The sequence below is a fragment of the Leptolyngbya sp. 7M genome, from assembly GCF_018128485.1.
Map to the genome: position 1 here is coordinate 266,173 of NZ_CP070897.1, position 21,129 is coordinate 287,301.

Below are 21,129 nucleotides of genomic sequence, written 5' to 3' on the forward strand. Positions count from 1 at the left end.
ATATGTTGGAAAACAAGATCGGAATGATCTTTGGTGTTGCAAACAAGCGTTCGATCGCTTGGGCGTGTGCTTCTGCGTGTGCGGAACACGGTGCAAGACAGGCTTTCACCTATCAGGGAGATCGTTTGAAGGAAAATGTCGAAAAGCTTGCCGGCGAATTGACCGATTCGCTTGTTGTGCCGTGCGATGTAACAGATCAATCTGAAGTAGATGCCGCATTCGCAGCCGTGAATGACAAGTATGGCCGCCTTGATTATCTTATACACTCGATTGCGTTTGCACCCAGGGAGGCGTTGGAAGGCGAATTTGTTACAACAACCCGTGATGCTTTTCGCACAGCGCTTGAGATAAGCGCTTTTTCTTTGACTCAGGTCTCGTTGGCGGCCGCTCCACTTATGAAAGATGGCGGCAGCATCGTAACGATGTCATATTATGGGGCGGAGAAGGTCGTGCAGAATTACAACGTGATGGGTGTCGCAAAGGCAGCTTTAGAGGCTTCGACACGTTATCTGGCAGCGGATCTTGGAAAACAGAACATCCGCGTGAATGCGATTTCTGCCGGGCCGATCAACACCTTATCCGCACGCGGTGTCAAGAACATGGGCTCTTTGTTGGGCTATGTAGGGGAAAAGTCGCCGCTGAAGCGTAATGTTACCGCGGCCGAGGTTGGGAACACCGCTTTGTTTCTTGTAAGTGACCTTGCCTCCGGCATCACCGGCGAGACGATCTATGTAGATTGCGGTTACAACATAATGGGCATATAGAGAAAGCAAGTTTAGGATCCGGCTTGCTGAATTCTTAGAAGCTCGCGTATCGAAAGTTCCAGATCCTGTATTTGAGAAGATGGCAGAAACCGACGCAAATAAACCAAGAAAAGCAAAAGACAAAGGCAAGCCGCCCGAACCCAAAACAGTTGCCGAAGCAAAACGGCGGCAGCGAGAGCCGGGTTATTGGCGGCTGACCGATGACGAGGTGCTGCTTCGCTCGCCGGAGCCTGAGGACGAATACAAAACGTCCGATTCGTGGCGTGTATTCCGAATAATGGGCGAATTCGTTGATGGCTTCGATAACCTTGCGACCATCACACGCGGTGTATCGATTTTCGGCTCGGCCCGCACGAAAGAAGACGACCCGATGTACATCGCTGCTCGCGAAACGGCACGCCTTCTATCGGAGCTCGGCTTTGAGATAATTACCGGAGGCGGCCCAGGCATCATGGAAGCCGGAAACCGCGGAGCTTACGAAGCAGGAGGTGTTTCCGTGGGCTGCAATATCGAGCTTCCTTTTGAACAATCTGCGAATCCGTTCCAAACGCGCTCTCTCTCATTCAAATATTTCTTTGTCCGCAAGACGATGTTCATCAAGTATTCAAATGCTTATATTATCTTTCCGGGCGGATTTGGAACGATGGACGAATTATTCGAGGCCCTAACACTGATCCAAACGCGAAAGATCAGGAATTTTCCGGTGGTTTTGTTCGGCTCGCAATATTGGCAGGGGATGCTACAGTGGATAACGTCCGTAATGCTGAACGACCACTACATTTCGCCGGAAGATTTAAACTTGATACATCTGACCGATTCTCCGCAAGATGCGACGGATTTTATAGTCAGGACGGCTGGCGCAGGACCGGAGAAAGCAAAGGATGAACTAGCTTAAACTATCCGAAAGCCACTTGGCGTAGGAATCCGATACTCGGTCAGCTTCGAGCGCGACTATTTCCGGGGTGTCATAAGAATGATTTTCTGAAATGAATGACTCAAGTCGGTCATATCGCTCCGGAAGAGTCTTTATCAAAAGCAGGAATTCATCATCAGCGTGAATTTCGCCTTTCCAGCGATAAATGGAGGTCATTTGCGGGAGCAATTGTACGCAAGCGGCCAGCTTTTCCTCGACCAGTTTTTGCGCAAGGGTTTTGCCCTCATCTTCGTTTGCCACGGTTGTTAGAACGATCATCATTGTTTGGTGATAGTCTGGAGCCGGATCAGCTTTGGATCAATTCCAAAGCTTTTTCTATTGGGCGGGCGATGACTGCGCGATCGCCGACAACCACGATCGGGCGATTCAGCAGTCCCGGATTCTGAACGATTGCGTCAATTATCTCGTCTTCGGGCGTTTCGGGCGTAAATCCGCGTTCCTTAAATTCTTTTTCCTTCGTACGCAGCAGCCCGAACGCCGGTATTTTCAGCTTCGCCAGCAGCATTTTTACATCCGCCGCCGTCAGCGGTTCTATAAAATAATTTTGCTTTTCATAGTCAATGCCGTTTTCCTTCAACAACACCGCCAAATTTTTACAAGTTGTACAAGTCGGTTTTTCGTAAACAAGGATTCTCATAAGGTGGCCAATATTGGCTATGATACTAAGAAACCTCATCTGTTGCTACCGAGAAAATTCGTGGCTCTTTTTGCAAGTTTCCGCAACTCGTTCGTTTTATATACATATGTCATACGGATCTGAAAGCACGTAATTTGTCACTTCGATTTACCGCAGTTGAACTTATTTAATGGAGTTGACGTTAGACTATGGCGGATCCTAAATATGGACGACAGTGAATTGATTCAAAAAGGAAATGATGATTAGGAAATTATTCTTTGCAATGTTTTTGGCGGCGGGTTTTGTTTTGTTCGCCGCAGTTACGGGCGTTAATGCTCAGACAGTAGTCGGAAAATACTATACTGATACGAAGATCGACGATGGCCGGAACGATTTTCGACTTCTTTTCGATCTTAAGGAAAAGGGCGTTGCTGTTTATTCTAACGAGCAGAACGGCGACGAAACGCAAAGCAGAAAAGGAACATGGAACCATAACAAACGCACGAATCGGATAACCGTTGTGCTCCCGCCGGTGAAAGATAACCCGATGATGGGCCAAGAGGTTAAATTGACGTTTGTGTTCAAGATCGAAGGCGAGACGCTAAGGCTGATCAGCGCGAAGCCGTATAATGATGGCGTAAATGCAATTTACAAGAGATTGGAGAAATGAATGGTTGCAATAAAATTTTTAACGCTAGTCTTCATACTTTTTATTTCGGTTACCGTTTCGGCGCAGATCTATGAATTTCGGGAAGTCGAAGGCACCGGAATGAGCGATGTCGGCGGCCCGGCGAAATGGAACTTCACGATCGGCGAGGATTCTTATGAAATACTTGCGAACGGACTCGGAACTCGGACCACTGCGGCGAAAAGATCGACAGCGTTCACCATTCCCATTGCGAAAGACGAATTGCTTACGCGAAGCATCTTTTGGGCAAAGTATGAAACTGACGTAGTGTTTGTCTATGAGGTGTCGGATGGACCTTCCGGAGGCGGCGGAGCGATAAGGCTTAATGGAGCAACACTAAAGCCGCGTTGGAAGAAGGTGGCGGACATCGGCGGATTTAATGTTTCAAGAGGCTTGATCGAAAATCAGGAAGCGTATTTGGCGGCGCACGGCTTCGTCGGCCGTCTCGATCTAGATACCGGAGTTTATCTGTGGAAGCATGATGGTCTATACCGAAAGTTCACTAAAAAAGGAGCGTTCAATACGTTCGAACTGCCCGAGATCGAAGGCGAAATGGTGATATTCACAGAAACGGCAAACGTAGATCGGCCAAACATTTTGGTCATCGACAAATCAACCGGAAAAATAATCAGAAGCGTGGTCGATGGAGGGAAATAACTGACCGATCAATTAATTCCCATTTGTTTATAAACCGATCTTAGTGTCTCGGCGGCGATTTGACGGGCTTTTTCGGCGCCTGCAGAGAGGATGGCTTTCAGCGACTCCTCGTCATATTCTTTGACACGGGCCTGAAACGGTTTAAGGAACTCGACAGTTACTTCGGCAAGCTCGGTCTTGAAGTGGCCGTAGCCTTTTCCTTCAAAGTGTGCGACGCATTCTTCGCCTGTCTTTCCTGTTAGCAATTGAAAGATCGTGAGCAGATTTGTGATCGCGGGCCGCGTTTCGTCGAACGTTATGTCAGTGCCGGAATCTGTGACGGCGCGTTTTATTTTCTTTGTGATCGTATCGGGATCGTCAAGCAAAAATATCGAACCGTTGGCGTTCTCGTCCGATTTCGACATCTTCTTTTCGGGGTCCTGCAGCGACTTGATGCTTGCGCCTGCTTTTGGAATATAAGGCTCCGGCACTTTGAAGGTCTCGCCATAGTCGCGGTTGAAACGTTCGGCGAGGTCACGTGTCAGCTCAAGATGCTGTTTCTGGTCCTGCCCGACTGGCACAAGATCTGTTTGATAAAGCAAAATATCTGACGCCATCAGGATCGGATAAGTGAAAAGCCCGACCCCGGCACGCTCTGTATTTCCCTTGCCTTTGTCCTTGAACTGCGTCATTCGTTCGAGTTCGCCCATTCGTGCGATGCAGGAAAGCGTCCAAGCGAGTTCGGCATGTTGGGGAACGTCCGATTGGATGAAAATTGTGGACTTGGCAGGATCGACCCCGGCCGCAAGATAGATCCGGGCTAGGTCTAGTGTCGCCTTCCTTAAGCTCGCCGGATCCTGCGGCAGCGTTATCGCATGCAGATTGACGATGCAGAAAATGCTCTCGTAATCATCCTGCAACTCCACCCAATTCTTCAGAGCGCCAAGATAATTACCAATATGAAGCTGGCCGGTGGGCTGAGCACCGCTAAAAATTCGTTCTCTCATTCTAAAACCAAGGCGTGAAGAGCAAATATTGGACAAGCAAATAGAACGGCCGGATGATGAAACCGATCACGCCCATATAAACGAGCAGCAACAAGATCATAAACCCGAATTGTTCGAGCATCTGGAAAACCGGTTGAAAGCTATCTGGCAGGAAGGTTGACAGCACTTTGCTTCCATCCAGTGGCGGGAACGGCAGTAAATTGAATACGGCCAGCGAAACATTAAGCATTATCAAATAATTCAGGAATATGACCAAAGGCTGAACAATGCCGCCCGAAGCGTTTCCGGCATTTATGGTGCCGGTCTCAAGAAGCGTTTTGAAGATAATGAATCCGATCGTTGCAAGTAGAAGATTTGCCCCGATCCCCGCGATCGAGACCATAACATTTGCCAACTTATAGTTTGTCCAATTGCGCGGGTTTACAGGAGTTGGTTTGCCCCAGCCTATCAGTGGGATGCCAGCAAGTGCTCCGCCTATTGCCCCAAAGGTGAAGGCGAGTATCGGAATCAAGAGCGTGCCAATCGGATCAGTATGGGCGACCGGATTCAAAGTTACACGGCCAAGCATAAATGCCGTGTCGTCGCCGAATTTATGCGACATCCAAGCGTGTCCTGCCTCGTGAATAGAAACGGCCATCAGCAGCACTACGAGGAACATCACCAGATGGCTGACCAGAATGGCTATATCGATATCGCCCATTAAATCCCCTATTTCTCGATGTTTCCAAACGTGTTGAACTTCAAGTAAACGTTGTCTTTATTCTGGAATTGTGCCATTCTTTTACGACAAAATAAACCTTTGGCGGAGAATAGTAAATGCTAAACAAGATACTGTTCGGCGGAGAGAGCGGTTTGTCGTTTGCTGCAAATGCGGGGCTTGCGTTGCTCAGGATATTTGCGGGTATCGCAATGGCGTTCGGACACGGGGCCGGTAAGCTGCCTCCAGGTGAAGGTTTGATAGCCCGCACGGCCCAAATGGGCTTCCCTATGCCGACATTCTTTGCATGGGCCGCCGCAATATCAGAATTCGGCGGCGGAATCTTTCTAGCCTTGGGCTTCTTGACTCGGGTCTCAAGCTTTTTCATAGCAGTAACGATGCTTGTCGCTCTGATCGGTGTGCACGGTTCCGATCCTTTTGCGGCGCAAGAGAAAGCTTTTCTTTATTTATTTATTGCCCTAGCATTCGTGATAAAAGGTTCGGGAGATTGGAGCATTGACAGCTATCTCCGGAAAGAGGGCACAGCGGGCATTTGATGAATTCTTGCGTCAGCGAGACTAATTCAATATGAAAAAGCACATTGTCTGCATCGCCAGCGAACAGAAGGGAAATGAATTCCTTGAAGAATGCCAGTCTGCCGATTGGTACGTAACGCTCGTTACGCGAAAAAAATTGCTCGATGAACCATGGGCCTGGACCGCCCTGAATGATGTAAGAACCGTCGAGAACGAGGCTTCGATGGAGGATTATGTTCGGGCCGTTACCAATATTGCCGGTGAGCGAAAGATAGATCGGGTCGTTGGTCTGGACGAATTCGACGTAACGACCGCCGCACGAACCCGTGAGCATCTCCAGCTTGGCGGAATGACATTTTCACACACAATTCGTTTTCGCGACAAGCTAGCGATGCGCAACATCGCAAACGCGGCCGGCATACCGTGTCCGGATTTTATCTGTCCGTTGAACCCCGCTGCAATAAATGAATTTCTTGAAAATGTCGAGATGCCGGTGATCGTAAAGCCACGGCACGAGGTGTCGGCCTTCGGTATTAGGAAATGCGAAGATGCCGGGCAGGTCTGGGATGTGCTGACCGATCTGGACAGCCGCAATAATTGGCGCGATCATCCCTCGCAGTTCCTGATCGAGCGGTTCATCGAGGGTGATGTCTTTCACGTTGATTCTGTCGTCAGCAAAGGCAAGGTGATCTGCTCCGGTGTCAGCAAGTACGGTCGACCTCCATTTTCCGTTACGCATTACGGCGGTGTCTTTACGACCTCTATCGTCGAGTACGGTTCTAAGGAGCGCAAGGACCTTGAAAAGCTCAACGCAAAACTTTTAAAGGCTTTTAATTACGAGAACGGCGTTACGCATGGTGAATTCATTCGCAGCAAGGCAGATGGAAAATTCTACTTGCTTGAGGTGGCGTGCCGGGTAGGTGGTGCATACATTGCGAATGTACTGGAACACGCCTGTGGCTTCAATCTTTGGCGTGAATGGGCAAAGATTTCGATCGCCGATGGAGATCATCCTTACAGCCCACCAAAGCTGAGGAAGGACTATGCCGGCATTGCTCTTGCTCTTTCAAAAGATGAACGGCCCGATACCGCGCACTATACGGATGAAGAGATCGTTTACCGGATCAACAAACCCAAACACGTTGGACTGATTTTTTATTCGCCCAAACGAGAACGCGTTTCCGAACTTCTAGAGATATACTCGCAGCGTATAGCCGACGACTTTCTTGCGATCGCTCCGGCCAAAGAACGCTACGACGATTGAATGTCATCTATGTTGTGTGGTAGCGGCGTACAAGTATGTCTCTACGGGCGCAACTTATGTCTTATTCTTTCACCCTGTTTTGCCCAAAGTAGCCCTCCCCCATTTTGACAGGAGCGGTCAGTATTGGAACCAACGGTATGTCCGAGATCTTTTTACTTAAGTATTCGTCAATGGTCATCTTTCTGATCGTGCCGGATTTCTACAGCTATATTTTACGGTGACATCGCATAATGTGCATTTTGGTAACTAATATGACCTGCCTTTATTCTCCTACACCTATCTAAGCTTAGATAAGATCAAATTCACCCTTATCGTATGTCGGCGCAGATGAGCAAATTCCTGACCCTTTTTGGGTCTGCGCGAAAGATCATTTCGATGGAAATTTCGGTGGAGACGGCATTCCATTCCGCGGGATAATATTCGAAGTTGGCACCTGTCCCGCAACCGATCTCAAGCACGCTTCCGGCATCGGGCAATAATCCAAGAGCCTCCTTCCGCCAACGGGCAAGACCGGCACTTTCGAGCGGAGAAAAGAACCGGTCGTAATACGGTGCGAAATTATCGTATATCGGCACTATTGAGGAAAATACTGGAATGAGACGGCCAGGTAAAGTCTTCGACATTGTTTGCATCGTAGATTGTTTTCTGTAAATTCATTAATCTGTTCATATGGCGAAGAAAGGAAACATCCTTATCTGCGATGACGAGGAGATAATGCGCGACGTTCTTGAAACGGTACTCTCCTCAGCAGGATACAAGATAGAGCTTGCAAAGACCGGCGAGGAGGCGCTGCGACTCTATGCCGAGAGATCCTTTGATGTCGTTCTAATGGATGTTTCGATGCCCGGTATGGGAGGACTGACCGCGCTTGAGGAATTGATAAAGCTGGATGCAGAGGCCGTGGTGCTGATGGTTACGGCATTTGCCACATTTGACACGGCTATTTCCGCTTGGGAAAAAGGCGCGGTCGGCGTCATACGAAAACCGTTTCAAAATGAGCAGATCCTCGCTCTCGTTGCGAAAGGGATAAAAAAACGCAAGAAAGAAGAAGAGCGGCAAACGCTACGGCAGGTAATGACGCGCTCCGTCAGCCGCGATGCGATAATCGGCAGATCAGAGAAGATGGAGGAGATTTTCCGCCTTGTAGAGCGCGTCGCTCCGGCCCGCTCTACCGTCTTGATAACGGGCGAAAGCGGAACGGGGAAAGAGCTGCTTGCGAAGGCGATCCACGAGGCAAGTCCGCGCTGCGACAACCCTTTTGTCGTAGTAAATTGCTCAAATATTCCTTCGGAATTGCTGGAATCAGAGCTTTTCGGACATACAAAGGGAGCGTTCACGGGCGCAGTTGCGGCAAAGAAAGGTTTGTTCGAGATAGCAGATTCCGGGTCGATCTTTTTGGATGAGATCGGCGATCTGCGGCCTGAGATGCAGGTGCGACTGCTTCGTGTTATCCAGGAACGAGAGTTCATTCCTATCGGTGAAACATCGTCGACGAAAGTGGATGTTCGGATCATTGCGGCAACGAATGTTGACCTCAAGGACGCTGTAAAGAACGGAACTTTTCGCGAGGATCTTTATTACAGGCTATCCGTTGTACCCATCGAGCTCCCGGCGCTGAGACAAAGAACTGAGGATATCCTTCCGCTCGCACAACACTTTATTCGCAAATATAACGCCGAAAATGGCCGCTCCATTTCGGAGAATCTTCGGCCGGAAGTCCTTTCGCTTCTCGAAAATTACAATTACCCAGGAAATGTGCGCGAATTGGAGAATATTATTGAGCGTGCGGTAGTTATTGCTGCAACGGATGAGATCACCGAAGATTGTCTAAGGCCTGAGGTTCGTGACCCCAACCTCGCAATGAAGATGCTTGAGCAAACAGAGGGGACATCGGGTGCGATCGATATAGGCCGCGGCGTGAATTTTTACGACGAGGTCAAGAAATTTGAGATAGACCTGATCCGTAGGGCATTGGAACAAACCGGTGGACATCAGTCGCGAGCCGCAAGGCTGCTGGGGCTTAACGCAACTACATTGAATTCAAAGATAAAGGGATACAACATCCAACCAAGATCATAGAAGTGTGGGACTTAGGCAATTTGAGCAAAATAATGTCAAATTGATCAACATTGTTCATCAGCCTAACTGTTGAAGTGAATCGGTTTTCCAAAATCCTGAACAAAAATTCAAAATCCGTCGTGTTAAGCCTAAATGCGTCCCCGAAGAGTTCTGACTAAACCGACTGTATATTCAGCAAGATTTAGACTTTTGCGATTTTGCCGGATAAAGGACTATATGGCATAATCCTTGCCTAATTGTTCTGTACTACCCGTAAAGGGTTTCTACTAATAAACAAAACAAATTCATTCATCTGTACGTCGTTACGGTCTGTTCTTTGATCGTATTGGTTGATTGACAATTTTTTCGGGCTTTTTCACCTGGTGAACCAAGAATTGGTTCGGGCTTTTATTTGCTCTTTTTCGCTCAATACTAAATAAAAACCCAGGAGGATAAGATGAAAAAGCTGATAAACGGCTTGGTTGTGTTTACCCTTTCGGTAATGTTCGCAACCGTTGCCTTTGCCCAAACCGGTTCTATCGGCGGCACCGTTGTTGATGAAGCGGGCTCCGTTGTTCCGGGGGCGACCGTTGTAGTTCGGGGCCCTGCCGGCCAAAACTACACAGCAGTAACCGGCTCAAGCGGCGGATATAATGTTCCGGCCGTGGCCACCGGTATATACACAGTTTCGATCAGCTCTTCGGGCTTCAAGACCCTTGTGGTCGAGAACGTGAAGGTTGACGTAGGAACCCCGACACGCGTTGATGGTGTGTTGCAAACAGGCGGTGTTGAAGAAACAGTTGTCGTTACCACTGGCGGCGAGGTTCTTCAAACCCAGACCGCGGCAGTAGGAACGACCATCCAGGGTCGCCAGATCCTTGAAACGCCGATCCGCTCGCGCGATGCGCTAGATCTTATTTCACTTCTTCCCGGAACGGCAACAGTGGGCCGTCCGCGAAGCGCATCTATTAACGGACTTCCAAAAGGAGCCCTGACCATTACCGTTGATGGTGTAGATGCCCAAGACAATACGCTTCGTTCGTCAGACGGTTTCTTCACATACGTCCGCCCACGTGTTGACGCGATCGAAGAAGTAACTGTTTCCACCTCGAACCCCGGATCAGAAGTTGGCGGTGATGGTGCAGTTCAGATACGTTTCGTTACCCGTCGCGGTACGAACGACTATACCGGCGGACTTTTCTGGAAACATAGAAACGAGGCTCTTAACTCGAATTACTGGTACAACAATCGCGACCGCATCGCTCGTCAGAGGATAATCCTCAATGAGTTTGGTGGACGTGTCGGCGGTCCGATCCCGTTCCTTGGCTTCGGAAATGGTGTGAAGCCATTTGATTCGGGCAAGAATAAGCGATTCTTTTTCGTCGCATGGGAAGAGTTTAGGCTTCCGGAATCTGTGACCAGGACGCGAACGATCTTTTCACCTGCTATCGCGACCGGGAACTATAGCTACATCACCCAAGCTGGCGTTCAAACGGTCAATCTATTCAATATCGCGGCAGCGAATGCAGAGCTTGCTACGATCGACCCAACGATCTTGAGCATTCTGAACCGGATACAATCCGCCGCAAACAGCATCGGGACGACCTCTGCGATCACCAATGACCCGAACCGTCGCTTTTACAACTTCACGAATTCAGGCCTTAACACAAGGAATTTCTTTGCATTAAGGCTTGATGCGAACATCACCAAAAACCATGCGGCAGAATTTGTTGTCAACAGGCAGCATTTTCGCCCTGGAATGGATTTCCTGAACTCTCGTGACCCGATCTTTCCGGGCTTCCCGTTCTATGGCCAGGGCGGCATCAGACGCTCATGGTCCTACGCTCTTCGTTCGACCTTTGGCAAGAACGTAGTAAACGAACTTAGGTATGCCCAATCCGGCGGTGCCACTGACTTCTTTGGAACGGTTTCGCCTGCCGATTTCGCCTTCTCACAGGGATTTCTACTTGATTTCGGCGTGGGTGGTGTAACAACTCCTTATAACAACAACTTTGCTCAGGTCCGGAGCACTCCAACCTATGACCTGACCAACTCGACGACGTGGGTGACGGGCCGACACTCTATCAACTTTGGCGGCCAATACAAGATAATCCGTACGCTGAATACCAATCTGAATCGCGTAGTTCCGACGGTTGGATTCGGTATCGTCAATTCGGGCAATCAGACCACGGCGTTCGGGATGTTCAATGCGACCACGATGCCGGGCTCTACAGCGACCCAACAGGCAGAGGCTCGCAGCATCTATTCGCTGTTGGTTGGCCGCATTATCAGTTATGCATCTAATGCCTACCTGAATGCGGAGGGTACCTACGTAGAAAATGGCGTGCAAATCCAGAATTTCCGACAGAAGACCTATGGGCTTTTCGCACAGGACAACTGGCGGATACGTCCGAATTTCTCTGTTAATTTCGGAATTCGATGGCAGCCGCAGGAAGCATTTGAGATCCGTACGGCTAACGTAGGTAAACTTGAGAATCCAGATCAGGTCTGGGGCATCTCGGGTAAGGGAAATATTTTCCGACCGGGTGCAACTGGCGGACAGGCACCTCGAGTCATTCTGTATCAAGTCGGTGAAAAGGCTTATTCCGACGATATGAATAACTGGGCACCGTCTGTAGGATTCGTGTGGAGCCCTGGCTTCAAGGGTAGCGTAGCAAGGTTTATGTTCGGTGAACAGAACCAAAGCGTTTTCCGGGGTGGTTTCTCGCGGGCATTTGTTCGTGAAGGTTCATCCCTGCAGACGACTATCACCGGCAACACACCGGGCGGTCTGCTCTCACTCACTCGGGCCACCACAGTAGCAGGAAGCCTTACCCTTGGAACCAATCTGCGTGATGCAAACAATCCGAACCTTGTATCGCCGAGCTTCAACCCAACCCCAAACTTCCCACTAGCGCTGACGGCGGCGAACCAGGCTCTTGCTGTAGATCCGGACATCAAGACCGGTTACGTTAATTCGTTCAGCCTAAGCTATCAGCGGCAACTGGATAGAAACTCAGTTGTCGAGGTGCGCTATGTTGGCAACCGCGGTTACGGTATCTATCGTTTGAACTTCATTAATGAAACAAACGTGATAGAGAACGGCTTCGCACAGGAATTCGTACTCGCCCAACAGAATCTATATGCGAACGAGGCAGCCTTCGCTGCAGGCCAAACGAATCGCCGTTTATGCCCTGCGTTTGTCAATATGAGTGGAAACTGTGTCGTCAGCTCTACTGATTCCACTCCGGTTGCAAGGGTCCCAACCTTTGGTTTCTTCGGACCGGGAACATCGACGTCACCTCTCCCAATAATTTTGGCGTATTTTAACAACTACGGTAACCCGACAGCTTACCAAGCAGCAATCAACAACCCAGCCCAGTATTTGTCTGCTACAAACTTTGGTAATGCAGCTCTTGTGGCGTTGCTTTCCGTGAATAACCCAAACGTGCTCGGCTTTGTTGGCAGCGCATCGTTTGAAAACAACGCTACGCGGCGTGCTAATGCGATCGCGAACGGACTTCCGGCAAACTTCTTCCGTGTAAACCCGACTGTTCCGGCTGGTGCGTTCCAGCTAAGCGATGACGCTCGGACTTGGTATGACTCGGGAACGATCGAATATCGTCGCCGGCTTTCGGACGGGGTTCGTATCCAGTCGAGTTACGTTTGGTCGAAGGCTCAGTCTAATGCATTCGCCTCAAGCGGAACTCAGCAGTCAAATTACAGCCTCCGTCCGCAGGGCATCATCAATGCAAAGAATGTTCAGGTGTTCGATGTACGGCACGTGTTCATTTTCGATGCCACTTGGGATCTGCCGTTCGGACGCGGACAGAGATTTGGACGCAATATGAATCGTGCTGCCGATCTGATAGTCGGTGGATGGTCGATAATGCCGGTAATTCGCTGGCAGAGCGGCTCGCCGTTCCAGTTTGGAAATGTCACGCTTGTTGGTATGACCAAAAAGGAACTCCAAAAGGAGATCAAGGTCCGCAAGGGCCCGAATGTGGTCACCTTCCTTCCGGATGACATAATTCTGAACACCCAGAGGGCGTTCGATATCAGTATAACAAGCCCAACAGGTTATGGAACCACATTTGGCGGACCACCAACTGGGCGCTTTATCGCACCGGCAGGTTACGGAAACTGTATCTCTAAATATGCCGGAGAATGCGGCTTCACGAACCTGATCATGTACGGCCCCGATTTCTTCCTGTTCGATGCTTCCATTTCAAAGCGGTTCAGGATCGACGAGAAGCGAAATATCGAGTTCCGTATGACGATGCTTGACGTGCTCAACCAGCCCCCCTTCAGGGTTGGCGGATGGGGAGCCGACGTCACGGCCGCGGGCGTTGGCGGTGCAACATTTGGCCAGCTCGGTGCCGGCTCTGCTTATCAAGATCTTTCGACCACCAATAACCCAGGTGGCCGTATGATCGACCTTAGCTTCCGATTCAACTTCTGATCGAATTGGAATACTGAACTTTGCGGTGTCGAGCGATCGGCACCGCTTTTTTGTTGTGCTTGATGGTTGTTGTTAGAGGCTCTGTGCTTTGTGCGGTCACTATAACGCTCGGAGACCGGCAGCCACGTTCACTTCGATGTCGGGATGTTCGGGTGAGATACGTATGCAGGCAGCTTGGTGACGCGGTTTGATCTCAACAAGCTGGGGTTTTGTTCGACGGCATTCATCGATGGCGTAAGAGCAACGAGTATGGAAATGGCAGCCCGCGGGCGGATCTATCGGTGAAGGCACATCGCCCTGCAAAATTATGCGTTCGCGTTTTGCTTCTATTTCAGGATCAGGCACGGGCACGGCCGAGATCAATGCCTTCGTGTAAGGCATAAGCGGGTCAGCATAAACGTCCTTTCCTGGGCCGAGTTCGACGATCTCACCTAGATACATCACTGCCACACGATCTGAGAGATGCCGGACCGCACGAAGGTCGTGCGAAATGAAGAGATACGTCAAACCCTTCTTGGCCTGCAGCTCTTCCATCAGGTTCATTATCTGTGCCTGGATGGAAACATCTAATGCAGAAATAGGTTCATCAGCGACGATAAATTCCGGATCGACGGCAAGAGCACGCGCGATGCCGATCCGTTGCCGTTGCCCGCCGGAAAACTCGTGCGGATAACGGCGAATGAAACGACGGCTGAGTCCAACGGTTTCCATCAGTTCAGCGACGCGTGCATCCGCGGCAGCCCCGCTCGCCAAACCGAATGTTCGGATCGGTTCACCGATGATCTGTCCTACGTTCATTCGAGGATTGAGGGATGCGTAAGGATCTTGGAAGATCATTTGAAGGTGCTTTCGCTGTTCGCGCATTTCACGCTGCGGCATTCCGGCTAGATCTCGGCCATTGTAAAGTACGCGGCCGCTGGACGGCTCCGTCAGGCGAAGTATCGCTTTACCGAGCGTTGATTTTCCGCAGCCTGATTCACCGACCAAACCGAGCGTTTCACCTTTCTTGATGTCTAACGAAACCCCATCGACCGCCTTAACGACCTTTTCTGCACTAAAAAGTCCGCCTCCAATGCGATAATGCACTTTTAGGTCTTGCAAGGAGATCAAATTGTTACCGTTCGTTTCCATCTGCTTTCGTTCATTTCCCTGTAGGCGGTTCGATAACGATCTTCGTTGCATAGTCATAGAGGATCGTCATGGTTCTCAGGTCTCCGGTCTTGTAGTCCGCATCCACTTTTATCGGAAGCCCGTCAGAACGTCTAACCCAGATCCGAGATGTATATTCATTCCCCCCGCCTGGGGCTGTTCCCGAATATGAATATCGATAGGCGGATTGTCCTTCGGCCGTGTCTTCGCCTTCGAACCTTATCTCTTTAAACCACTTAAGCCCCTCCTTGCTAAAAGTCTCCCGCATATTTGGCATTGAAGTTCCGATATCAACGCCCATCTTTTGCCATCGGCCGCCGACGTTAAGATAAGTGTCCTTCCCGATAACGATCATCTCAGTGCTTTGACCATTTGGCAGCCCCGTCTTGAGCCGGAAGCGGTCGGGTGCAAGGAAGTCCATCTCTGCCTTCATATCGGTCTTGCCGGTGCCGGTCATTTCGGCTCGGAAGGAATCAAGTGCAAGAAATCTGTCTGACATCCTCTGTATATCTTCTTTGGGATCGCCGCTTGGCTCGAATCGTGCAGCGGATGTTTCACTGGTTGCGTCACTAGTGGCAGATGAAGGCTGCTCCGCGGTATTAGCCGCCGAGGGGTCACCTGAGGAACGTTCGGAAATAACACGCTCGATATTTGAGCACCCGAGAGCCATACCTAGAAGAAGGAGAAAAGGGGCGAAAAACAAATTCTTTCTGCGTCTAATCATTTCGAGCCTCTGAGTTGGATCCTGCATACACCTCTTCTGCGAAATGGCAGAGTGAATGGTGATGATCGTTTATCTGGACGAAAGGTGGATATTCTGCCCGGCAAATCTCTTCTGCACGGTCGCAGCGTTCGGCAAACGGACATCCCGGCGGCAGATGTGCGACGTCCGGCGGCAAGCCGGGAATCTGATAAAGCGGCTCGCCCTGTTCATGTGCCGGATCGGGCACGCTTTTCAGCAAGCCTTTTGTATACGGATTGGCCGGTGTTGTGAATAGCTCTTTGGTCGGAGCCTGTTCGAAAACCTTGCCTGCGTACATAACGATTATCTTGTCGGTCATTCCGGCGACCACGCCAAGATCGTGTGTGATCAGTATTACACTCGTTCCCATACGGGACTTCAAGCCTTTGATCAACTCAAGTATCTGCGCTTGGATAGTTACATCGAGAGCGGTCGTCGGCTCGTCTGCGATCAGCAATTCAGGATCACAGCTCAATGCCATTGCGATCATCACACGCTGTCGCATCCCTCCTGAGAGTTCATGCGGATATCCGTCCATTCGAGATCGCGGATCAGGAATGCCGACCATCTCAAGCATTTTCACACCGTGCTCGTAAGCCTGTTTCTTGGTGTGGCCGAGATGGAGCCGCGTTACTTCCATCAGCTGTGTCGAGATCTTTAGGAAAGGATTCAGCGAGGTCATCGGGTCCTGAAAGATCATAGCAATGCGCTTCCCGCGGATCTTGCGAACTTCCTCGATCGGAAGTGCACGAACATCGATCCCGTCAAAAATGACACTGCCGCCGACGATCTTTCCGGGCGGCACAGGTATCAGCCGCATTATCGAAAGATTGGTGACCGATTTACCGGAACCTGATTCGCCTACGATGCCAAGCGTCTCGCCCTTCTTAAGTTCGAACGAAATACCATCCACCGCCTTTACGATGCCGTCCTCGGTCTGAAAATAGGTCTTTAGGTCCTTGACCGAAAGTATTGTGCCGTTGCTATCCATCGATCAAAACTTCCTCGTCTGCGGATCCAGTGCGTCACGCAAGCCGTCGCCCAAAAAGTTAAGAGAAAAAAGCGTTAGCGCCATCGTTACGCCGGGAAAAAGCATTTGCCACGGGAAAATCTGAATGTTCTTGATGCCGTCTGAGGCCAAGCTGCCCCAAGAAGCATACGGTGCTTGAACACCGAGCCCTAAGAATGACAGGAAAGCCTCCGCAAGCATAACGCTCGGAACAGTAAGAGTTGCGTAAACGATCACCGGCCCGATTGCATTCGGGACAAGGTGGCGAAAAATGATACCGAATGTTGATACTCCCGTGGCTCGTGCAGCAAGGACAAATTCTTGGTTCTTCAGGCTAAGTATCTGACCGCGGACAACCCGTGCCATTGTTAGCCAAGAGACAAGCCCGAGGGCGAAGAAAAGCAAAAAGATCTGGCTCAGTCCTTGTCCCGCAGAGGCAAGGAATCTCTCAGCTATCCACCCGCCCAATTGCCCGAGAAAAGCGGTATGCATCCACGCATTTATCAGCATTATCTCAATGACAAGCCCAATGAAAAAAAGAGCAAACAGCGCCGATGCGATCTTCATTGGCAGTGGTGAGACCCGGCTTGAATAATGTTCTATGAAAGCACGATATGTTCTCACACCGAGCCAGACCAATAATGCCAATGAGATCAAAGCGGTTATGCCGACCGGAATAGCGCTGATCAAAAAAGCGGTGTTCGGCCCGCCAAAGACCGAAAGCAAAACGATGACAACAAGGATATACGGTATCGAATAAATTATGTCGACTATGCGCATCATAATGTTGTCGATGCGCCCGCCAACGAATCCCGCGACGGCTCCCCATGAAACGCCGACTATCAGGGAAACCACCGTCGAGATGATGCCGACCATTAAGGAGATGCGGCCGCCTTGAAGGACTCGTGCCAATAGGTCGCGTCCTTGGTCGTCAGTGCCCATCGGATGCGTCAAGGATGGTGGAAAAGAACGAACACGGTCACCGCCGTCAATTCCGGACGGAATAAAATCAGGCGTGAAACCATTAAGCAAATAGACCAGGGTCGGGCCAACCGCAACAAGCAAGATCATTGACCAGACCACCACAAGGCCAAATACGGCCAGCTTGTTCTTCAGCAAACGTTTCCAGGCATCGGCCCAAAGAGAGTTCTTCTGACTGGTCCGAACTGACCAGATCGCATATGCCGTCAGAGCAAAAAAGATCACCAGGAAAACGACCAGGCCGACCTCGTTGAAATGATCGGTCCTTGTGCTGACGTGCAATACTATCAGCGAGAGGCCGATCAGCATCAAGAGACCTTGCCCGACCATTCGCTTACGAAGGTCTTGGTCAAGTTCATTGGAAATAGTGTACTCGCCAGCTGGCATAAATGACCAAAATCGGATCAGTCGTACCGGATCCTCGGATCAAGAAAACCGTATGAGATATCTACAATAAGATTGAAAACCATTATCAGGATCGAAAGAAACGCCACTATGCCAAGCGTCAGCGGCTCGTCGCGGTTTAGCACAGATTGAATAAAGATGTTCCCAAGTCCGGGGATCGCGAATACCTTTTCCACTACGACGGTTCCGGCAAGCAGGCCCGCAAGTGCCGGACCGGTATATGAGACCACCGGAATGATCCCGCCGCGGAGACCATGTTTCAAGAGGACCTCCTTTTCGTCAAGACCTTTCGCCCTTGCAGTTCGGATATAGTCCGAACGCATCACCTCAAGCATTCCGGCACGGGTCAAACGTGCTATGTAGGCCATATATATCGCCGAAAGGGTAATGACCGGCAGAACAAGATTGGAGACCCCGCCCCAGCGTGCCGGCGGGAACCAATAGAGCCAGAGCGAGAAAACGATGACAAGTATCGGTCCGAGAACAAAGTTAGGCACCGAAAGTCCGAGCATGGCGGCCGTCATTGACGAATAATCCCATGCAGAGTTCTGCTTCAAAGCCGCTATATTGCCGGCGACCGATCCAATTGCAAGAGCAAGAATATAGGCGAGAAAGCCGATAGTTGCCGAATAAGGCAGGTGCCTAAATATTATCTCGTTCACCGATTGGCCGACATACTTAAGCGAATCGCCAAAATCGAAACACTTGAAAGTTGTGTTAAAAAGATTGAAGCGAACGCCGGTAGTTGAGGTGTCGTTTTCTGGCGCGGTTCGGCAGGTGACGTTGCCGAGCATCATAAGATACTGCTGATACCAGGGCAGGTCGAGCCCGTATTTTTGGCGTATATTCGCCTCTATATCTTCCGGCAGGGAACGCTCATCCGAATAAAAATTCCCCGGAGCAACGCGGATCAATCCCCATGTTACCGAAACCACAAGCAACGCCATTGGGATGATTATTAAGAGTCTTCGGAGAATGAACCCGATCATAGATCAATAACCGAACATCTTTGCTTCAATATAGCCTTTCTCACGTTCGACGGCCGATGGCTGTGTCGCGATCAGTCGCTGGATCTGCTCAGTAACCCACTCGTCGCGAACATTGAAGATGTTATCAACATCTCTGTCCCACTTGGCTGGATCCTGTTCAATATACACGAATTTCCATGAATGCAGAGTACCCGGATTAGGATAAAGACCTTTTACATACGGCTTGCGGAGGAAGTTCGTTTTTTGTGTTTGCCAAGGCAGTACCGGCTGATCCTGAATCATCATAAACTCGGCTTCCGCCATCTTTTCATACCGCGATTTCGGGTCTGGCTGGCTGTTGGCTTCGTCGATCAACTTATCAAATCTGGAGTTTGACCAACCGGTAGAACTGTCGTTGTTCTTTCCATAGAACAATTTCAGGAACGACATCGGGTCCATATAATCGCCGATCCAGCCCGCACGACCAAGACCGCTATACTCAAGATTCTTTCGAGTATTCAGAAACGTTTTCCATTCCTGATTTTTTAGCTGGAGTGTTATACCGAGATTCTGTTTGAATTGTGCCTGAATGAATTCAGCTATTGATTTATTGTTGTCGCTTGTATTGTAAAGTATCTCCACCTGATCGACCGGAAAACTCGGACAGGACCAGTTTCCATCACTTCCATTTACAGGAAAGCCGGCTTCTCCGAGCAGCTTGCGCGCCTTCGCGGGATCGAATTTTCTGGCTTTCCATTCTTCAAGCGAACTACCTATCTTTGCGAGTTCGCGTTCGTAAACTTTTGCCCTGATCGCTTCATACTCAGGAAAAAGGCCCTCCGGCGTGAAGTCGATCAGAGGCTGTGTCGTCTTTCGGAATTTCGCCAAAGCGTCACGATCAACCGCTAGAGCGAATGCCTGCCGAACTTTTAGGTTGTTCATTGGCGGTTTGGTTACATTGACCGTGTAGTATTCGATCGCGACCTCCGGATGATTCATATATTCGTGCTTGTATTGCCGAATGGTCTCGACCCAAGCAGCCGGAACTGTGTGATTGTAGATCGCATCGACGCGCCCGGTCTTGTAAAGGTTAAGCATCGTGGTCTGTTCATCAAGAGGATAGAATTCTATCCCATTTAGGCGCACCATTTCCGCATCCCAGTAACCAGGATTTTTTGCGACCACAACTCGGTCATAGGGATGATGTTCCTTCAGCACGAACGCACCGCTTGTAACTATATTCTCGGGCTTGGTCCAATCCTTCCTGAAGCGTTCTATCGTTGGGCGATGCACGATGCGAAAGAACTGATGTCCAAGCAAGCCAATGAGAAACGGCGCCGGCTGCTTAAGCTTTATGCGAAAAGTTAGGTCGTCAATGGCCTCGACCCCAATGTCTTCTGCCCTAACCGGCACGAGATCAGCACCTTCCGCAATGGCCTTTAGTTTCGGATCCTTTTCAAATAGTTCGTTCCGCGCCTTCTCACCCGAAGGGACTGTAAGCCTTTCGGGGCCATCAATGAATCTTCTGAATTCGCTTGCTGATGATTCCGTTTCGACTGGTTGTGTGTCGTCGGTGCTTTCCGGACTCGACTGACCATTGGGGTTAAGGTCTGACTTTAAGAGAAATCGCCCTGTCTTATCGCGCACGAACGAACGCTTAGAATTGTATTCCTGGGCATACTTTATGTAGTGGGCAAGATAAGCATTCTTTGCGGCAAGGTTGGGATCAAGGGCCCGACGGAATGTATAGGCGATGTCGTGAGCCGTTATCGGATCGCCATTGGAAAAGGTGGCATTATTCCTAAGTCGAAAGATATATTCAGTGTTTTCCTGCCCCACTTCCCAGCTTTCCGCAATACCGGGTATCGGCTGCATCGTCCGCGGATCATATTCCACAAGCCCATCATATAAAGCCATCAACATTCGTGCTTCCGGCTGACCGGTCGGGATGGCAGGATCTAGAGATTCGGGTTCAGAGCCTGTTATGTATCGGAGAACATTGTCCTCAGGAGCATCGGTCATCCCATAGAACTCTGTCTTAGCCGATGCAGAACACCCGGCGATCGCAAACGCCAAGATGACGACATACAGGAAACGCGACGTCCGAAGCAAATGTTCAAGGCACATAGAACCCCTCACCCAAAAACCTGACGAGACCATACCGAAAGGGGATTAGTTGAGACCATACGGTCGTAATACGGGAGCGCAATGCA

At 50.0% G+C, this 21,129-nt stretch carries 19 protein-coding genes; 8 read left to right on the plus strand and 11 right to left on the minus strand.

The features are described 5' to 3' along the window. The first annotated feature begins 2 nt into the window (after positions 1-2). Complete coding sequence (locus JVX88_RS01230) at positions 3-764, plus strand: enoyl-ACP reductase (protein ID WP_211624995.1); 762 nt, start codon at positions 3-5, stop codon at positions 762-764. A gap of 79 nt (positions 765-843) precedes the next feature. Then, a complete protein-coding gene (locus JVX88_RS01235; RefSeq protein WP_211624997.1) occupies positions 844-1,659 on the plus strand; it encodes a TIGR00730 family Rossman fold protein in 816 nt (271 codons plus the stop codon). On the opposite strand, the gene cutA is transcribed toward JVX88_RS01235, so the two are convergent. Both cutA and JVX88_RS01245 read right to left on the minus strand, forming a co-directional pair. Further along, positions 1,651-1,959 (minus strand): divalent-cation tolerance protein CutA, encoded by a 309-nt coding sequence (gene cutA, locus JVX88_RS01240; RefSeq protein ID WP_211624999.1) that lies wholly within the window; start codon positions 1,957-1,959, stop codon positions 1,651-1,653. The two genes, JVX88_RS01235 and cutA, sit on opposite strands and share 9 nt — an antisense overlap. Positions 1,960-1,984: 25 nt before the next feature. Then, positions 1,985-2,374: an ArsC/Spx/MgsR family protein gene (locus tag JVX88_RS01245; protein WP_225931324.1), complete on the minus strand. Its 390-nt coding sequence runs from the start codon at positions 2,372-2,374 to the stop codon at positions 1,985-1,987. Between the two features lie 196 nt (positions 2,375-2,570). Between JVX88_RS01245 and JVX88_RS01250 the strand changes: the two genes are divergently transcribed. Both JVX88_RS01250 and JVX88_RS01255 read left to right on the plus strand, forming a co-directional pair. Then, positions 2,571-2,984 carry a hypothetical protein gene (locus JVX88_RS01250; RefSeq protein ID WP_211625003.1) on the plus strand — a complete coding sequence of 138 codons (414 nt, stop codon included), beginning with the start codon at positions 2,571-2,573 and terminating at the stop codon, positions 2,982-2,984. Beyond that, positions 2,985-3,659: a hypothetical protein gene (locus tag JVX88_RS01255; protein WP_211625005.1), complete on the plus strand. Its 675-nt coding sequence runs from the start codon at positions 2,985-2,987 to the stop codon at positions 3,657-3,659. Between the two features lie 8 nt (positions 3,660-3,667). Here the strand turns inward: JVX88_RS01255 and trpS are convergent, their stop codons facing one another. Both trpS and JVX88_RS01265 read right to left on the minus strand, forming a co-directional pair. Next, positions 3,668-4,645, minus strand: a complete 978-nt coding sequence (gene trpS, locus JVX88_RS01260) for a tryptophan--tRNA ligase (RefSeq protein WP_211625007.1) — start codon at positions 4,643-4,645, stop codon at positions 3,668-3,670. A 1-nt stretch (position 4,646) separates the two neighbouring features. Next, positions 4,647-5,345, minus strand: a complete 699-nt coding sequence (locus JVX88_RS01265; protein ID WP_211625009.1) for a site-2 protease family protein — start codon at positions 5,343-5,345, stop codon at positions 4,647-4,649. Between the two features lie 116 nt (positions 5,346-5,461). Here JVX88_RS01265 and JVX88_RS01270 point away from each other — a divergent pair, with 116 nt between their 5' ends. Then, positions 5,462-5,899, plus strand: coding sequence for a DoxX family protein (locus JVX88_RS01270; RefSeq protein ID WP_211625011.1), 438 nt, complete (start codon positions 5,462-5,464; stop codon positions 5,897-5,899). Between the two features lie 31 nt (positions 5,900-5,930). Continuing rightward, the gene (locus JVX88_RS01275; protein WP_211625013.1) at positions 5,931-7,142 is read left to right on the plus strand and encodes an acetyl-CoA carboxylase biotin carboxylase subunit family protein; all 1,212 of its coding nucleotides are present in this window, start codon (positions 5,931-5,933) and stop codon (positions 7,140-7,142) included. Positions 7,143-7,450: 308 nt separating this feature from the next. On the opposite strand, the gene JVX88_RS01280 is transcribed toward JVX88_RS01275, so the two are convergent. Then, positions 7,451-7,765 carry a hypothetical protein gene (locus tag JVX88_RS01280; RefSeq protein WP_211625015.1) on the minus strand — a complete coding sequence of 105 codons (315 nt, stop codon included), beginning with the start codon at positions 7,763-7,765 and terminating at the stop codon, positions 7,451-7,453. A 46-nt stretch (positions 7,766-7,811) separates the two neighbouring features. On the opposite strand from JVX88_RS01280, the gene JVX88_RS01285 reads away from it, so the two are divergent. Both JVX88_RS01285 and JVX88_RS01290 read left to right on the plus strand, forming a co-directional pair. Continuing rightward, positions 7,812-9,221, plus strand: coding sequence for a sigma-54-dependent transcriptional regulator (locus JVX88_RS01285; RefSeq protein WP_211625017.1), 1,410 nt, complete (start codon positions 7,812-7,814; stop codon positions 9,219-9,221). A gap of 436 nt (positions 9,222-9,657) precedes the next feature. Then, complete coding sequence (locus tag JVX88_RS01290) at positions 9,658-13,662, plus strand: TonB-dependent receptor (RefSeq protein ID WP_211625019.1); 4,005 nt, start codon at positions 9,658-9,660, stop codon at positions 13,660-13,662. A 99-nt stretch (positions 13,663-13,761) separates the two neighbouring features. Here JVX88_RS01290 and JVX88_RS01295 read toward each other — a convergent pair whose 3' ends face one another. Genes JVX88_RS01295 through JVX88_RS01320 form a run of 6 tightly spaced genes read right to left on the minus strand, consistent with a single transcriptional unit; the run spans position 13,762 to position 21,043 of the window. Next, entirely contained in the window at positions 13,762-14,793 is a 1,032-nt protein-coding gene (locus JVX88_RS01295; RefSeq protein ID WP_211625021.1) for an ABC transporter ATP-binding protein, read from the minus strand. A 10-nt stretch (positions 14,794-14,803) separates the two neighbouring features. Further along, positions 14,804-15,535, minus strand: coding sequence for a hypothetical protein (locus tag JVX88_RS01300; RefSeq protein WP_211625023.1), 732 nt, complete (start codon positions 15,533-15,535; stop codon positions 14,804-14,806). Then, positions 15,528-16,544 (minus strand): ABC transporter ATP-binding protein, encoded by a 1,017-nt coding sequence (locus JVX88_RS01305; protein ID WP_211625025.1) that lies wholly within the window; start codon positions 16,542-16,544, stop codon positions 15,528-15,530. The genes JVX88_RS01300 and JVX88_RS01305 overlap by 8 nt, the downstream gene beginning before the upstream one ends. 3 nt (positions 16,545-16,547) lie before the next feature. Continuing rightward, complete coding sequence (locus JVX88_RS01310; protein ID WP_211625027.1) at positions 16,548-17,930, minus strand: ABC transporter permease; 1,383 nt, start codon at positions 17,928-17,930, stop codon at positions 16,548-16,550. A 17-nt stretch (positions 17,931-17,947) separates the two neighbouring features. Beyond that, on the minus strand, positions 17,948-18,895 hold the full coding sequence (locus JVX88_RS01315; protein WP_211625029.1) for an ABC transporter permease: 948 nt from the start codon (positions 18,893-18,895) through the stop codon (positions 17,948-17,950). A gap of 45 nt (positions 18,896-18,940) precedes the next feature. Continuing rightward, entirely contained in the window at positions 18,941-21,043 is a 2,103-nt protein-coding gene (locus tag JVX88_RS01320; protein WP_211625031.1) for a peptide ABC transporter substrate-binding protein, read from the minus strand. Between the last annotated feature and the right edge of the window lie 86 nt (positions 21,044-21,129).